This window comes from Pseudoalteromonas sp. MMG012, assembly GCF_018100875.1.
In the GTDB taxonomy this organism is placed as follows: domain Bacteria; phylum Pseudomonadota; class Gammaproteobacteria; order Enterobacterales; family Alteromonadaceae; genus Pseudoalteromonas; species Pseudoalteromonas aurantia.
This window is the reverse complement of sequence record NZ_JAGJEF010000092.1, coordinates 1-15,237: the sequence shown is the minus strand read 5'-3', so window position 1 is coordinate 15,237 and position 15,237 is coordinate 1. Positions and strand designations below refer to the sequence as shown.

Below are 15,237 nucleotides of genomic sequence, written 5' to 3'. Positions count from 1 at the left end.
TCCTCAGGAACAAGGTGATTGATTCGGCTATTCAACTCGGCAGGGTCAGGAAGGTCTTCTACGATGTGTACGACTGCAAATCTAATGGCAGTTCCATAATTACGAATATAAAAACTTGTAGTTGCCAGTTCATGTTTTCTCACAAAGCCATGAGCAATAAGTGCTTCATCAATGAGTTGCTTTATCATTAAGTCGACCCTCCGCGTCGTCTTTTGTCAATACGCTAATGCATAGCGACTTCGTAATGTTGCTTTCAAGCTTTTCAGTGGCTTGCTTGTCGTCAAAGTCATCCGAGTTTGTGAATTTTGTATCAAAAGTAAAGGAAGCTTCCGCTTTGCTGGCAATTAGATGATTGTACTCAAAAAGTAGTTTTAGCAGGCCGCCATTGTTTTTCATTTCATAGTTCATGTCTGACTCACACTCTTCACTTTCATCTATGTCCAACGCTGTTGGAACGTAGAAACGGTTTTCGCCATCGAGATAATGAGGAAGGTGGTTGAATGTAGGCTCGACAGAAATATCCTGAATGAGCTTGGTGTAACGCCTGATATCATTCTTCTGAATGTCTTGAAAACGCTCGGATGGCTTCATTATCTGACATAAACTTTTCAATTCATTGATATGGGTTCCACTTATGTGCTCGCATAGGAGCCTAGCTCTTTCATAAGTGGCGTCACTCATTGTGTGTAGCATCTGATCTAATCGTTCTTCGAGGTAGGTTTGTAGCTTAGCCTTCAACTCAACGGCATAGTAGTCACGATTCTGATAGGGGTTTTCGGATAGTAATTTGTCTAGGATATATTTTGCATTAATGCGCCCCTCGTAAGCAGATTTGTTTTCTGAAAGGCCATCCTCTTGATTTAATTTGTGATTATGTATCGCCTTGGAACTAATTTCTTCTGACAGTAAGCAGTAATTAAAATTAATTAGATTATCACTGTTCGTGATGCTCTGTTTCTCACATATACTTTGTATGAGCTCTTTGGTCAATATCACCCAGTCCACAATGAAAATTGTCTCCATAGCGGTAGAATTTCACGATTTCCCCGCTAGCACCTATGTAATCGTCGGTATTATCTAGCTGCACTGATACGTGAAAATATCGAGGTGTCCCTTTTATTTTGTCATATTCGATCAACGTGGACTGCTCCAGAGCCGTGGAGTAGCCACTACGATATTTACTGATCTTCGCTTTTACTTGATGAGCGCTTTGTAGCTTTCCATCTTTATAAATAGCGAAGTCGTCACTACTGTCTAGCTGAAGCTCAAAGTCTAAATCACCATCATGAATGAGCTTAAGTGAATGATATAGTGCTATTTTTCCTTGATAAACAAAGCCGCTCCAAGACGATATAGCACTGGCTGGATATTTTTCAACTTCTTGACTCACTCGAACTCCTTTCAATATTAACAAGTTGCAAGGCTACATTATTTCTAGGCGCTTTCGTAGTCAAATCGTTTATTTTACGAACTTTTTTGAGAGATGCTTCCTAATACCAGTTGGAAACAAAGCCTTCATGACTAATTGAATACCACAAAGCAAACATTTTCTTAAATGACCTTACAATTTCTGAGGTGTTTAATTGGTTGCTAGGTTAACAAAGATCCTGAGTTATTTTTGCCCGTAAGATTGTTAGAGCGAGAGTTTCGTGTTTACTCATTATTGCCAGCCGGGTGAGCTCTAAACTAATTACAGATAGGAACTACTACGTATTAACTGGTGCCCTTTCAAATTTTAGCCAGTTCAATATCTAGCCTAAATGCCTTTATTGTTCTTTCCAGTAGTACTAAGGCCTCTGTATAAGTCAGCTCTTTATCCTGAATTTGCTTTTCAATACGACCTAGCTGGTCTTCAACAACTCCTACAGATGCAGATAGTGCAACTGCACTATAAGCTTTAGCGTAGCCTCGCATTTTTGCAAAAGCTAAGTGAATATACGTCTCAAGGGAATGCAATTGCGTATGCCCTGTCCACTCTCTTAACTGTAATTTGAAAGTTTCGGCATTAAGTAGGTGTTTTCTAAAATCATCAGCATTAGTAACATCTTCATGTTGCTGAATAATTTCAATAAGCTTGTTTGTAATAAACGCATGACGATAGAGATGCGGGTGAAACTCACCTTTGAGGCCTAACTCGTTTTTCCATTTATGGAGGTATGTAGTCCATGAATCAGGTTTAAAAGGCTCACCTGTTTTTGTTGCGATGAACAAGAAACCATGATCTTTATCTCCAATGAGCCCTTTTTTCTTCATGATTTTGCGACGATATTTCATGTATTGGGCAATATCAGTAATAAGCGTATGGGGAATGGGTACATGTCTTGTCGCTCTTTCATCCTTGCGCTTCAGCGTGTACATTTTAAGACTTGGCTCGAGCATACCTCTCGCTTCTTTGAAATCATCTACGGTTACGAGATGTAGCTCTTGTACGCGACTTCCAGTTTGCTCCATTAATTGATACAGTGCTATGTCACGATAACGAACTGCTTTATTAGGGTTGGTTTGTATAAAGCGCCATACCTTTAACGCGTCTTTTTCACCAACGGGTAACCGTCTTTTAACAGCATCTTTGCTTGGCAAGCAAAGATGAGAAGTCGTGGTAACTTCTTTCTTGTGCCTACTTCCCTCAATTGAAATTTTGTGAGTAGTTTCGACCACTGTTATGGCATTCGCTTTGTCTACGCCAATAAAAAGTTTCAAGTCGTAGTAAATTTGGACAAACTCAAGAAATTTAAGGCATCTAATGCCGACTTCTAAAACTCTATTATTACTTTTAACTTTTTCACCATTAAGATGCTTCTCGCTTTGTAGACCCTGTATGAACAGACGAAAAGTAGCATCGGTTAAGTCGCTAAAACGGTTGAGATGTGTTGCTCTCTCGACGTGATAGACCAAAGCTATAATACTGTTGGCATACGTCCTAATTGTCTGATATTTCAACCCTTCCTCTAGGAGTTTATGAATATACATATTTGCTTCGTAGCAGGGCATATTATTTTTATATGTGACAAACGGGATATCTCTTGGTTTATAAAATGTCAATTTGCCATCAAAACCCAGATGTGACCAACGAGCAACGTTTTTTAATTTCGTTATAGGCATTATACTTCGCCATAGTTAGCATAATGAAGCTGTGCTTCAACCTTCTTATTAATATCTTTGTAGCGCTTTAAACGTTCTTCATCCGTCCAATCTTGCAATGCCATTGCTTTTAAGTGTGAGCGCATTTCTTTAATGATAGTATTTAATAGGAAGTTACTTTGCTGAGTGATAGCAAGCGTTTCATTAGTTAATGCTAGCTTTTGTCTTGCGCTCTCTTCATTGCTCTTTTTTATTTTTCCTTTTAAAGCTTTTTCTATAGCGTCACGAGCATTAATTCTGAGCCTGTCAAAACTCTCAAAACCATCATCGTACAAGAGTTCTGAAAGACTTTTAGCGGTATTGATTGAAACAGTACCGATGTGTCGTTCTGCATATTCAAACTTAGCTAAGCCACCTTGCGATTTAAGAGCTTTTGTTAGGCTATCATTGTTTTTAAATTCATCTGGCGATTTGATAATTTCCTGTAACAGCGCATCAGTTGCCAGTATTGTTCTTTGATTGGTTTCTTTATTCTTTTTCATTGTTATGTTTCTTAGACTGTTTTTACTTGGAATGCTAAGTTAAAAGTTTCTCGAACCTGCCCGTTTTCGTCAGTAACTTTGAAGAAATTAGGTTCCAAGCTGATTTCGCCCGTTTTCAATAACTCTTCAAGGTTCGATTCTAGATTTGCCTCTGCTTTCAGTTGGTCAATATGTGGAGCCGTTATGTCGTCGTCATCTGCCAGGTCGATGACACTTTCCAAGTCATCAATAATTACCGCACCAGCATTGTATTTTTTAGCTAGGGTTGCTTTTAACTCACCGATACTTTTGAGTTTTTCTAGCTCACCATCCTTATTTAGCACACCTTGCACAATAACAGTGGCCTTAACCCCATTGAGGATATCACCCACTTCATTACTTGATATGTAATGATATAAGTGTGACATATCTGTATGTCCGAGCATCCAACGCAAAGCTTCAAGTCCTTGAAAACGTTTTTGCCAGAAGAACAGCAAGGCAAAGAATCGACGTAACTGATGCTGTCTCAAATACTGTCGTCTTAGCTCACCGTTACTCATCTTAACAAGGGGGGTTTCAAAGTAGTCACATATCGAATCGAGGTGGGCATTAAAGCTTTTAACCGAAGTTTTAGTGAGTGTACACATTCTTGCATCTAAGTTATTAAAAAGATCTAAGGTTTTTCCTTTAACTAACCCTTGCGATCTTGCGGCCTCGTTAAACGCTTCGAGTCGCCAAATGATTTTAGCAATAGAGGCTGCAATAGGTCTTTCAATGATTTTGTTGCTCGATATCTTACCGCCATTCCCTGACTTTTTGAGTTTAAATATAAGATTGTATTCAATATTTTCATGCTCAAATGGGTTTAAATTTGGTGACAGATTACCACTACTTTTTAATGACACTAACTCATCCTGTCGTCTTGCTGAAATAATGCCGGTAAGGTACTGGCAACTCCCTATGAGAACGCCGTAAAGATCAAATAAACTATCATTATTCCGTATGGCTCTGTACTTGTCAGCAGCTAGAACTTTAAAAGGTAAAACTTGCCGAATACCCATAGCCTTAACCCCTTTTTTATTCAACGTACTCATTACTTTGGTTTGCATAAAGTGACCACGTTCAGTAACTGACATGTTTTGATGAATATCAGCAATGAACGCAGACCCTCTGTAGTCAGGTCGAGCCTTGTTGGAACGGCTTATCGCACTTCTGCTAGCACCTTGTGAGAGCGCCAACAATCAAGCATCCAAAATATCTTGTTGGAACTTAAGAACAAATTCAAAAGATTGTCGAGTGAGTTTAAAGACCACGTCGGGGTGCAAGGTTTGAGTACGGCCTGCGGGTTTTAATATCACTAAATCATTAATTTTTCTTACGCTAAGTGCTTTTGTTGCCTCAATAGATGGTGAGCTTGCGTTGTCCTTGAATATATTGGTATTAATCAGCTTAGCCATTGAGATGTAAGTGTTAATTGTAGCCTCTGCGGTTGACGTTTTTGAGTTTTCAGTGTTAAAGGGGCGATATTCAGTGGAGCGCTCTTTTTCGGTAAGCCATAACTCGGTCGAGGTGGGGGTGTTTAGGCTTGGGGATGCTATTTTCCCCTCAAAGAGCAGTATTGCGAGCACAGCACCATTGCCTGTTGCTATAAAACTACTCCCATATTTATAATAGCCTTGCGAGTAAAGCCAGCAACATGCCTTAACGCGCTCTTGTTTTGCTAAATGAAGCGTTAAATCGTCTTCTGCTATATCTCTGATCACAAAAGGATACTTGCTCGCAAAAGCATTTACCTGCTCTTGTGTAATACTTTTTACGTGTGCTTTAACTAACTCGACGGTGCGACCTGTAAAATCATAGACTCCGTTGATGGGCCCATTCTCAGACATTGCTTTAAACAAAGATAACCAGAAGTCACAAGTAATGTGACTTAGGTGATACAGACTTAACTGTAATGCGGCTGAGCGCAATAAAATGGCATCAATTAATGACAGGACTTTCTCTACTCTCATTTTTACTGTGCTGGTTTTGATGACCGCCCCTCCATTTTCAAGTGGGTCGGACACCGCAAGTAACCAGTTTTTAAAACCATTTAGCAGAGGTTTATGCTTAGAGTGAGTGAGAGGCAAACAATCCTCAAGCGTCACAGATGACCAGTCAACAACCTTATCCCTTTGACCGAAATTAATAATAGTGACATCATCATCGTACTCACTTTTAAACCAATAAGGAATTTCATCGGTCTGGTCGTAAATGTGAGTAAAATGATTGCCAATTTCACGTTGTAAAGCGAAATCTTGGTTTGCAACAGCGTAGTGAAGAGCTTCTGTTAACTCTTCGCTATTTAGTTCATGAAGTCCAATTTTTCTTTCCTTTAGGTTATTTACAATCAGTTTTAACATGTTAACGCACCAACGACGAGTTGAGTATCAAGGGGGGCTTTCTTTGCAGTAGCAATAAGTTGCGAACGATCTGCATTGATTGTGCTTTCTCGCGCATCTTCGGTAAGAATGAGCGTAGCAGCCTCATACCAGGTTGATACGATGTCACGAAAGACTTTACCATCCTTTACTTCTTTTGAGCGGTCAACGATACTCTTGATAGCAATGAGCACTCTCATCACATTTTTAGTAATGGTCAGGGTTACCTCATCAAATCGTTCTCGGGGTTCTTCCTTATCAACAAGAGATAGTGTTGCGTCATTTTTGAATTTACCAAACAATTTAGGTATATCGTGAATACCGTGGTTTTGTAGAAATTCATCGAGGTTTTCAGGTTTAATATCAACCGCTTCAAAAAGATAGTCCGATTCTTGCATTGCGATGTAAATAAGCGCATTTTGAAATTGGCGTATCCATCTTGCATTGAAAAAATCCATCAGCGAAGAGGGAAGGTATTTATTTAATCGGTCTACATTAACTGTTTCATGCCCCAATACCTCTGCTACTTCGTGCAAAGAGTGAGTTTTAATATACGTGCGAATAGCTCGGAGTTTACGACTTGAACGTAAGCCTACCGACTTAGATAGCAATAATTTATCGTCTTTATTCATACTACTGGAGTGGTTATACACCCACTGCCGATAGGCGCTGCTCATGAATGCAGATCTGATATTGTTGCAAAAGTCACTGCACCAACTTGCTTTATTCAAATCAGTCTTGATTAACATATAACGCCACGCATTTTCTAGGTACTCATCTGTGCTCGGGTTTAATTTTAGATACTGTCGAGCAAGTTCAGTGTGACCAATTAGCGTCTTAACAATGGATTCACTGTATTCGTTAAGAACAATATTTTGCTGAGCTTTCACCGCACCCTTTCGGTTTTTATAAACAACAATTACATAACTGCCACCAACCTCTTTATAGCCTGTCATTTTTCCACTCTTATCAAACAACTCCCAGCACTCAAGTGCAGAAGGTGTGAGTTGGGGATGCTCCAATACTAACAATGTGCACAATGCGCCTAGCGTTGCAGTGGTGGGTAGGTTTAATTCATCCGCTAGTGCTGAGGTAGAGAGTTTATTACTGTTACTGTGAGACCCTCCAAAAAATTCTGCATGATTTGAAAGGGGTGTGCCGATACCATATTTATAAAATGTGGCAATACTATTAGCTAGATGGTCGCGACCAACGGGCACGTATTCACTTCTTTTAACGCCACCACCTCCTCCTCTTCGAATGGGTTTCACCATACCTTTTTTTGCCATTTCAAGGTTGCGTTAATGTTTTTCTTTTATACGTTGAAAAACAGCATGATAAGATGCACGAACATGCTCTTCACTCGCTCGTAACCTGTCTTCGATGATTTGGATGGCTGTCTCATCTTTTATGTTCAGTGGAATAGAGGCAAGCCATAATTTCTCTTCGCTGGATGTTAGCTTACCGCCCGAAGCTATCTTTGCGATAGGGTGAGAATCTTCTTTGAATAAGGGTGTTAAAATAGGTCGAGCTGGCTCATTAATTAATCCACTATCAATTAAACAAATTCTAAAAACGTTAATACCTAAAGCCCACATGTCAAAAAAAATCGCACTTTTATTATCCTTCGCTAAATGACTACTAAACGAACACCACATGACCTTCTCAAGAAACGCACTCAATTTATTAGTTTTCAATTGATCACGTAAATCATCAGCGCTATTGCAGTGCGTTACAAACGAATTTAGAAGAGCAGCGAGCATCATAACGTGATTGCGCAGGGTAGTGCTTTTTTGTGTTGTTCCATACTCACAAACATAATGATAAATATCAGAAGTCAGCTTATCACCAAAGGCTTCATGAAATTTTCCGATTGCAAAGTTTAAGACTTTCCCTTCCTTTGATTTGAGTTGCCAACCATCAAGATATGCGAGACACTCTGGCTTGATCTGCAAACCTTTGAATTCATCAATACACTGCCCTATACCTTCGCTCACCCTAGTAGCTGAAATTTGAGGAGTATCGATTTTATACTTAGCAAATGCTTCAAAGGTTCTAAAGATAATTCGTGTCACGTCGTATGCTGGACTGCAATCGTATTGCGAGTACATAAAGCCCACAAAGCCACGTAATTGCTTCAATAGGTACTCTGGGCTGTTTAGAATATCCAATGCTTCATAACCAGGCGCTTTAAAGGTTGATATATAAGCTGCATAGTTATTCACCACCATTACACTACGATTTTTCGGGGCGTTGTCTAAAAGAAGCTTCTTAAAAGCGGGGGATAGCGCCTTTTGTACAGCTGGCAATGATTTAATCGCGACAGGATTCAAAATGTAAAAGCCTTTATATTATGATGAATATTCAGTATTGTATAAGACTGACAATTATCAATAATAACTTACAGTGCTACTGGTTTATTTCACAGATAAATAGAGGCTTTTAACTTAATTGATTGATAATATTGTTAGGAGTAACTCGCAAAGCTTTTTATCAGCTATGTTGTCATATGGAGCCTGATTACCATCAATTAGAATTGGACTTACGTTTATTTTTGGTACTACAAAAACAAGGTTTAAGCTTTTATGACAAGTAACTTAACGTAAAGAGCCAACATGCCCCAAGAACATAGCTCACATTCACCAATGAATGACAAACCCTAAACTGACAAAACTGCTCGATAACAAAAAGTGCATCTCACCATTGTGTTAAAAAGCAGCTTTATTAAAATTACCTTAAAAATCAATTGTTAATCATTTAAAAACAACTGGGCTTGAGCCACTTTATAACCCAAGCTCCGCCATAAAGTCATCATCACTGTCTACTTCTTCAGGCGCCGCCGACTTTTTATTTTTACTCTCAGCAGCTTGATTAGCAATAATTGCATCAGGGTCCGCGGCTTCAGCTATATCAAAATCATGTAATTTAATAAATTCCGTTTTATCCATCGCAAGCTCTAAATAAAATATATTTTGGTTTTGTGTGGTAAATGTCACGCGACGTGCTTGCGGTCTATCCATGGTTGTATCAACAGAAATTTGCACTTGTTTATTTATTGCCATCATTTTTGGTTGGTTTTGCGTGATAGATGTATGTAGTTGCGTACGCACTTTACCTGTAAAATCACCCACAATTTGGTTCATCAACTCACCCATCACATTTGATACATCATCAGATAAGTGACTATGTGCTATTTCTTCTTCAGGCATACCCATATTACGCATATAATCTTGATAAATTTCCATTGCCGATTGCGCGGTAAAGTTAGTAACTACCAACCCCGTAAAACCACCATCAAACAATACAAAACAGCCTATATCTGGGCGCATACACGTACGCGTGATTTTTTGAACCATTGCTGAATAAGCAATTTTATTGCCACTTGCGGAAGACAATACTTCAGTCACCGAGTTGCACAATGTGGATAGGATATCTTCTGTGCTAATCACTTTATTTCTCGCCATTTTTAGTCTCTTTTTTACTTCTTATCATTAATAGTAGCCAAGCTACTGAAATTATCACTGACTATCCAGTATAAAATGCTAAAATAGCGAGATTATTTAGAAAGAGAGATAAATTGTGACTGGCAAAGACAGTATTTATGCCACCGAGCAACAAATAAAAGACTTTAGCTTCGACGAAAACGTGGTTGAAGTATTCCCAGATATGATCCAGCGTTCAGTCCCTGGTTACGCGACAATCGTAAGTACGATGGGTAAACTCGCGGGTCAATATGCACAAAGTAATTCGAATCTATATGATTTAGGGTGCTCACTTGGCGCCGTTACGTTAAGCATGCGCCGTAATATCGAAAAGCAAAATTGCCAAATCATTGCCGTCGATAACTCAAAAGCCATGGTTGAGCGTTGCCAGCTGCATTTAAAAGGCTTTAAATCTGATGTGCCAGTTAATGTGGTATTAGGTGATATCACCGAGCTTACATTAGAAAATGCCAGTGTAATAGCGTTAAATTTTACCTTACAGTTTATTCCGCAAGAGCAGCGTGAAGCTGTGCTTAAACACATTTATGCTAGCCTGAAACCTGGTGGGGTATTATTGTTAAGTGAAAAAGTGAAAGGTGAAAATGATTTAACTGATAACTTACTCATTGATTTACATCACGATTTCAAACGACACAACGGTTACTCCGAATTAGAAATAAGTCAAAAGCGTACCGCCATAGAAAATGTTATGCGCCCTGACCCCCTATCAACACACATTGAGCGATTACATAATATTGGTTTTAGCCAAACACAAGTTTGGTATCAATGCTTTAACTTTTGCTCACTCGTGGCCATCAAATAACGGAGTCCTTATGAATTCTTGGTTTACAGACTTTTATGCCGCCATTGCGAAAACCGCTTTGAGTCATTGGTTAGAAACACTACCAGCACAATTAAGTCATTGGCAAAAAGAAGCGCAGCACGGTGACTGGCCCAAGTGGGAAAAAGTACTCAAAAATCTACCTGAATCAAATACACAACACATCAATGTAACGGATAAGGTCGAGTTCGGGCTAGCCAACGAGCTCTCAGACGGCCATACCAAGCAATTAACCCATTTGCTAAAGAAAATGATGCCGTGGCGAAAAGGTCCTTTTAATATTCATGGTATTCATATTGATACCGAATGGCGTAGCGATTGGAAATGGGATCGACTAGTTGAGCATATCAGTCCGTTACAAGGGCGCACTGTGCTCGATATTGGCTGTGGTTCTGGCTATCATTTATGGCGTATGCGTGGTGCGGGAGCAAACTTCGTTGTGGGTATTGATCCGTCAGATTTATTCCTATCACAATTTCAAGCGATTAAGCACTTCAACCCAGATCCAAGTGTCCATTTACTGCCATTAGGAGTTGAACAACTACCTGCATTGAAAAGTTTTGATACGGTATTCTCTATGGGTGTACTATATCACCGACGCTCTCCAATCGACTTTTTATCACAATTGAAAGCACAATTGCGTCCCGGTGGCGAACTCGTATTAGAAACACTCGTGATCGAAGGAGATGTGAATACGGTACTTGTACCAACTGATCGCTACGCTAAAATGCGTAATGTCTGGTTCATTCCAAGTACCGCAGCACTGACTTTGTGGTTAGAGCGTGTTGGCTTCAAAGACGTGAATGTGGTGAATAACGATGTAACCTCACTTGATGAACAGCGTCAAACACCTTGGATGGAAACTGAATCATTAGCCGATTTTTTAGATCCTACTGATAACACTAAAACCATCGAAGGTTACCCAGCCCCTTTGCGTGCAATACTCACGGCTAAAGCATAATCACCTAAATAAAATACCAGCTAACTCTCTCCATACGTATTTTATTTAGTTTGTAATTAAATGGTTTCATCTGTGTCTGCCATAAGACACATTCCATACGTATTTTATTTAGTTTGTAATTAAATGGTTTCATCTGTGTCTGCCATAAGACACATATGAAGCCAGCCTGTCAATGGCCCTACTTTGTAAATTACTACCACCACCCAAATCGCATTAACAAGCTAATCCATTGTTATTAATAGTAAATATAGTAAAAACAAATATGTGCAACCACTTGCTGGTGGGATCTGTCATATTTACGCTAGCCGCCCCTAGTCAATTGTTGTAAAATACGCGCGTTTCTAAGCAATCCATAAAGCAATTTTTTGAGGAAAACCCGTGAGCGATCAAAAACAGTCTCTTAGCTACAAAGACGCAGGCGTAGATATTGATGCCGGTAATGCATTAGTTGAGCGCATTAAAGGCGTAGTGAAAAAAACTCGTCGTCCAGAAGTAATGGGTGGGATCGGTGGTTTTGGCGCACTGTGCGAACTTCCTACTGGTTATAAAGAGCCTGTACTAGTCTCTGGTACTGACGGCGTTGGCACTAAGCTTCGTCTAGCGATTGACCTAAAAAAACATGACACTGTAGGTATCGACCTTGTTGCCATGTGTGTAAACGATTTGATTGTCCAAGGTGCTGAACCCCTATTTTTCTTGGACTACTACGCAACTGGAAAATTAGATGTTGATACAGCAGCCGATGTAGTAACTGGTATTGGTAAAGGCTGTGAACTGTCAGGTTGCGCACTGATCGGCGGTGAAACTGCTGAAATGCCTGGCATGTACGAAGGCGAAGACTATGACATGGCTGGTTTCTGTACTGGTGTTGTAGAAAAGTCTAAAATCATTGATGGTACTAAAGTAGCTGCGGGCAACCAATTAATCGCACTTGCTTCAAGCGGCCCTCACTCAAACGGCTATTCTTTAATTCGTAAAGTACTTGAAGTATCTGGTGCCGATACGAATGCCGAATTTGAAGGTAAAACGCTGGGCGAACACCTTCTTGAACCGACCCGTATTTACGTAAAATCAATTCTTGAATTACTAAAAGACGTTGACGTTCATGCGCTTTCGCATATTACAGGTGGTGGCTTTTGGGAAAATATCCCACGCGTGTTACCTGAGTCAGCAAAAGCGGTAGTAAAAGGCGATAGCTGGGAATGGCCTGCAATCTTTAATTGGTTACAAGAAAACGGCAACATCAGTACGCACGAGATGTACCGTACATTTAACTGTGGCGTAGGTATGATCTTAGTGGTTCCTGCCGACAAATTAGCAGCAAGCCTTGACATACTTAACGCACAAGGTGAGCAAGCATGGCATATTGGTGAAATTCAAGATGCGACTGCTGGTGAAGAACAAGTAGAAATCGTTGCTGGTAAAGACTAATGACGCCATCTCGCTTAGTTGTATTGATCTCTGGCAGTGGCTCTAATTTACAAGCCATCATAGATGCTTGCCAAAACAACGACATTAATGGCGAGATCTGCGCTGTGATCAGCAATAAAGCTGATGCATATGGATTAGTTCGTGCTCAGAATGCAGGAGTAGAAACCTGCATTCTGAGCCATAAAGATTATCCATCGCGTGAAGACTATGATGTTGAACTGGCCGCATTAATTGACTCTTTTAATCCAGATTTAGTTGTATTAGCTGGATTTATGCGTATTCTAACCCCACACTTGGTGCAAAAATTTAAGGGAAAAATGTTGAACATTCATCCTTCTTTGTTGCCTAAGTATCAAGGGCTGAATACCCATCAAAGAGCAATAGATGCTAAAGACGATGTTCATGGTGTAAGCGTACACTTTGTAACGGAAGAGCTAGACGGTGGACCCGTTGTATTACAAGCTAAGGTACCTATCTTAGACAATGATACAGCAGACACACTCGCTAAGCGCGTTCATGAACAAGAGCATATTATTTATCCTTTGGTGGTCAAGTGGTTCAGCGAACACAGACTAACAATGGAAGCAGATTATGCCGTTTTTGATGACCAACCCCTTCCAATTCAAGGCACAGCGTACCCAGAATAAAAAAATTAGCGCTTGGCTTGTCGGGTTAAGCGCTTTCTTTTCATGCTCATTACTTGCAAATACACTCACTCCGTACCACGCAGAATACCAAATTCTTCGTAAAGGCTCTGTCCAAGGATCGGCCACTCGCGACCTCAGTAAAATTGATGAAAATACATATCAGCTAGAATATCAAAGTGATATTAAGTGGATGATCTTTAATGATAAACGCACAGAAATATCGATGTTTACGTTTGACAATAACCGCACCCAGCCCATTCATTATGATATGACTCGCAGCGGCACTGGGCCTGATAAAGAATATACAGTCAGTTTCGACCACACAAAGAAAACCATTACGTCAAACAAAAAGAAGTACCCACTTGATATTACGTGGCAAACCGAGCAACAAGATGCGCAAACCTATCAAATTCAACTACGTCGTGATATTAAAGCGGGAAAAACTAAGCTGAGTTACCCGATTGTGGATAAAAAAGGCAATCAGCGCAACTATGACTTTGAAGTTGAGGGTGAAGAGACCATCACCCTGCCCATAGGCAATGTCAAAACCATCAGAATAAAAAGGTTATATGACAACGATAAGCGTCAAGCAACGGTATGGCTGGCGCCAGAATATGATTATATGTTGGTAAAGATATACAAAGGGAAAAAAGGCATTGAACAGTTTCAAGTTCAAATGACCAAGTACGACATTAAGTAAATGATTCAACATTGATACCGTAACTTGCTGAGTTGCGGTATCGTCTATTTTTATTGTCTCTAATTACACTAAACTAAAAAGATATAAATAGATATAAATAGATATACGCCATGATAGCCGTTATATTTTTTCACCCAGTTTAAACAACACAAACTCACCGGGCTCCATTTTTTGCCATTGCTCATCATTGGTGAGTGGCCGCGTTGCAATTACACTCACTACATCATTTGGCGTGGTTTCTTCTTTAAAATCAACCACCATATCAGCATCAATCAAGGTGGCTTTGCCAAATGGCGCTCTACGAGTGATCCAATGCAGGTTATTGGTGCAATATGCCAGCACGTACACTCCATCAGTCAGTAGCATATTAAATACACCTTTGTCCTTCAATGTCGCCGCCAACTTAGCCGCATATCGAAAAACCACCGCCATATTTGAGGGTTTTTTCGGATACTTCTCTCTAATTTTATCTAGCAGCCAACAAAAAGCCAATTCGCTGTCTGTATTACCCACAGGGCGATAAAAGGATGGTTTCAGATCAGTGTAATTAGATAACTGCCCATTGTGTGCATAGGTGATCTCTCTTCCCCATAGCTCACGGGTAAAAGGATGAGTGTTTTCTAAACACACTCGGCCGCGATTGCCTTGGCGAATATGGCTAATAACCGACACACTCTTAATTGGGTAAGCTTTTACTAATTTGGCGATTTCAGATTGACAGCTTGGTTCAGGGTCTTTAAATGTACGACAGCCTTTGCCTTCGTAAAACGTGATCCCCCAGCCATCTTTATGCGGCCCCGTATTACCACCGCGCTCTAATAGGCCTGAAAAACTAAAACAGATATCTGTCGGTACATTCGCAGACATACCCAATAGCTCACACATTAAATAAAAACTCCTTTATAAACAGAACACAAAGAACAAGCTTTATACTTTTTATTTTTAAATGTCACAGTGAGTGTCATTGTTAAGTTTGTAGTATATATCTTGTGTAGCAATCGCTGTATTATCCCGTACTAATATAGCATCGTAAATACTCTATTTATTAGATAGATAAATTATTTAATGCACACCTTCCCCACACAATCTGTGGATAACTTCAGACATTCTCGGCTCACATTCGCTGTTTACATCATCACTTGTGCCTTTAAAA

At 39.9% G+C, this 15,237-nt stretch carries 16 protein-coding genes and 1 pseudogene; 6 read left to right on the top strand and 11 right to left on the bottom strand.

Features of this window, described 5'->3' with window-relative positions:
* From J8L97_RS20485 to J8L97_RS20445, 9 genes are all read right to left on the bottom strand, one after another.
* A partial coding sequence (locus J8L97_RS20485; protein WP_211052468.1) for a hypothetical protein occupies positions 1-188 on the bottom strand: 188 nt, incomplete at its 3' end.
* Entirely contained in the window at positions 169-1,005 is an 837-nt protein-coding gene (locus J8L97_RS20480) for an ABC-three component system protein (RefSeq protein WP_211052466.1), read from the bottom strand. The genes J8L97_RS20480 and J8L97_RS20485, both read right to left, overlap by 20 nt.
* A complete protein-coding gene (locus J8L97_RS20475; protein ID WP_211052464.1) occupies positions 959-1,390 on the bottom strand; it encodes a hypothetical protein in 432 nt (143 codons plus the stop codon). The genes J8L97_RS20480 and J8L97_RS20475 overlap by 47 nt, the downstream gene beginning before the upstream one ends.
* A 338-nt stretch (positions 1,391-1,728) precedes the next feature.
* Entirely contained in the window at positions 1,729-3,102 is a 1,374-nt protein-coding gene (locus tag J8L97_RS20470; protein ID WP_211052462.1) for a site-specific integrase, read from the bottom strand.
* Positions 3,102-3,623 carry a hypothetical protein gene (locus J8L97_RS20465; protein ID WP_211052460.1) on the bottom strand — a complete coding sequence of 174 codons (522 nt, stop codon included), beginning with the start codon at positions 3,621-3,623 and terminating at the stop codon, positions 3,102-3,104. The genes J8L97_RS20470 and J8L97_RS20465 overlap by 1 nt, the downstream gene beginning before the upstream one ends.
* Before the next feature lie 11 nt (positions 3,624-3,634).
* Positions 3,635-4,843, bottom strand: coding sequence for a hypothetical protein (locus J8L97_RS20460; protein WP_211052459.1), 1,209 nt, complete (start codon positions 4,841-4,843; stop codon positions 3,635-3,637).
* A complete protein-coding gene (locus tag J8L97_RS20455) occupies positions 4,844-6,004 on the bottom strand; it encodes a hypothetical protein (RefSeq protein WP_211052458.1) in 1,161 nt (386 codons plus the stop codon).
* Entirely contained in the window at positions 5,998-7,311 is a 1,314-nt protein-coding gene (locus J8L97_RS20450; protein WP_211052457.1) for a hypothetical protein, read from the bottom strand. Before J8L97_RS20450 ends, J8L97_RS20455 begins: the two co-directional genes overlap by 7 nt.
* A gap of 12 nt (positions 7,312-7,323) precedes the next feature.
* Complete coding sequence (locus J8L97_RS20445) at positions 7,324-8,355, bottom strand: hypothetical protein (protein WP_211052456.1); 1,032 nt, start codon at positions 8,353-8,355, stop codon at positions 7,324-7,326.
* A 149-nt stretch (positions 8,356-8,504) separates the two neighbouring features.
* Between J8L97_RS20445 and J8L97_RS23645 the strand changes: the two are divergent.
* Positions 8,505-8,618, top strand: a pseudogene (locus tag J8L97_RS23645) (metal-dependent hydrolase); the annotation flags it as partial.
* A 187-nt stretch (positions 8,619-8,805) separates the two neighbouring features.
* Here the strand turns inward: J8L97_RS23645 and J8L97_RS20440 are convergent.
* Complete coding sequence (locus J8L97_RS20440) at positions 8,806-9,486, bottom strand: DUF3334 family protein (protein WP_211052455.1); 681 nt, start codon at positions 9,484-9,486, stop codon at positions 8,806-8,808.
* Between the two features lie 115 nt (positions 9,487-9,601).
* On the opposite strand from J8L97_RS20440, the gene cmoA reads away from it, so the two are divergent.
* From cmoA to J8L97_RS20415, 5 genes are all read left to right on the top strand, one after another.
* Positions 9,602-10,327, top strand: a complete 726-nt coding sequence (cmoA, locus tag J8L97_RS20435; RefSeq protein ID WP_210996902.1) for a carboxy-S-adenosyl-L-methionine synthase CmoA — start codon at positions 9,602-9,604, stop codon at positions 10,325-10,327.
* A 10-nt stretch (positions 10,328-10,337) separates the two neighbouring features.
* Positions 10,338-11,306 carry a tRNA 5-methoxyuridine(34)/uridine 5-oxyacetic acid(34) synthase CmoB gene (gene cmoB / locus J8L97_RS20430; protein ID WP_211052454.1) on the top strand — a complete coding sequence of 323 codons (969 nt, stop codon included), beginning with the start codon at positions 10,338-10,340 and terminating at the stop codon, positions 11,304-11,306.
* A gap of 378 nt (positions 11,307-11,684) precedes the next feature.
* Positions 11,685-12,737, top strand: a complete 1,053-nt coding sequence (purM, locus tag J8L97_RS20425) for a phosphoribosylformylglycinamidine cyclo-ligase (protein WP_211052453.1) — start codon at positions 11,685-11,687, stop codon at positions 12,735-12,737.
* The gene (purN, locus tag J8L97_RS20420) at positions 12,737-13,384 is read left to right on the top strand and encodes a phosphoribosylglycinamide formyltransferase (RefSeq protein ID WP_192507875.1); all 648 of its coding nucleotides are present in this window, start codon (positions 12,737-12,739) and stop codon (positions 13,382-13,384) included. The genes purM and purN overlap by 1 nt, the downstream gene beginning before the upstream one ends.
* Positions 13,329-14,084, top strand: coding sequence for a DUF3108 domain-containing protein (locus tag J8L97_RS20415; RefSeq protein ID WP_211052452.1), 756 nt, complete (start codon positions 13,329-13,331; stop codon positions 14,082-14,084). Before purN ends, J8L97_RS20415 begins: the two co-directional genes overlap by 56 nt.
* Before the next feature lie 120 nt (positions 14,085-14,204).
* Here J8L97_RS20415 and J8L97_RS20410 read toward each other — a convergent pair whose 3' ends face one another.
* Positions 14,205-14,969, bottom strand: a complete 765-nt coding sequence (locus tag J8L97_RS20410; protein ID WP_192507877.1) for a class II glutamine amidotransferase — start codon at positions 14,967-14,969, stop codon at positions 14,205-14,207.
* Positions 14,970-15,237: the final 268 nt, after the last annotated feature.

What these genes read in the sequence shown, in the direction of transcription:
- J8L97_RS20450 (WP_211052457.1), bottom strand. Translation starts at nt 7,311, where the DNA reads ATGGCAAAAAAAGGTATGGTGAAACCCATTCGAAGAGGAGGAGGTGGT.
- J8L97_RS20470 (WP_211052462.1), bottom strand. Translation starts at nt 3,102, where the DNA reads ATGCCTATAACGAAATTAAAAAACGTTGCTCGTTGGTCACATCTGGGT.
- purN (WP_192507875.1), top strand. Translation starts at nt 12,737, where the DNA reads ATGACGCCATCTCGCTTAGTTGTATTGATCTCTGGCAGTGGCTCTAAT.
- cmoB (WP_211052454.1), top strand. Translation starts at nt 10,338, where the DNA reads ATGAATTCTTGGTTTACAGACTTTTATGCCGCCATTGCGAAAACCGCT.
- J8L97_RS20440 (WP_211052455.1), bottom strand. Translation starts at nt 9,486, where the DNA reads ATGGCGAGAAATAAAGTGATTAGCACAGAAGATATCCTATCCACATTG.
- J8L97_RS20465 (WP_211052460.1), bottom strand. Translation starts at nt 3,623, where the DNA reads ATGAAAAAGAATAAAGAAACCAATCAAAGAACAATACTGGCAACTGAT.
- J8L97_RS20410 (WP_192507877.1), bottom strand. Translation starts at nt 14,969, where the DNA reads ATGTGTGAGCTATTGGGTATGTCTGCGAATGTACCGACAGATATCTGT.
- J8L97_RS20455 (WP_211052458.1), bottom strand. Translation starts at nt 6,004, where the DNA reads ATGTTAAAACTGATTGTAAATAACCTAAAGGAAAGAAAAATTGGACTT.
- J8L97_RS20415 (WP_211052452.1), top strand. Translation starts at nt 13,329, where the DNA reads ATGCCGTTTTTGATGACCAACCCCTTCCAATTCAAGGCACAGCGTACC.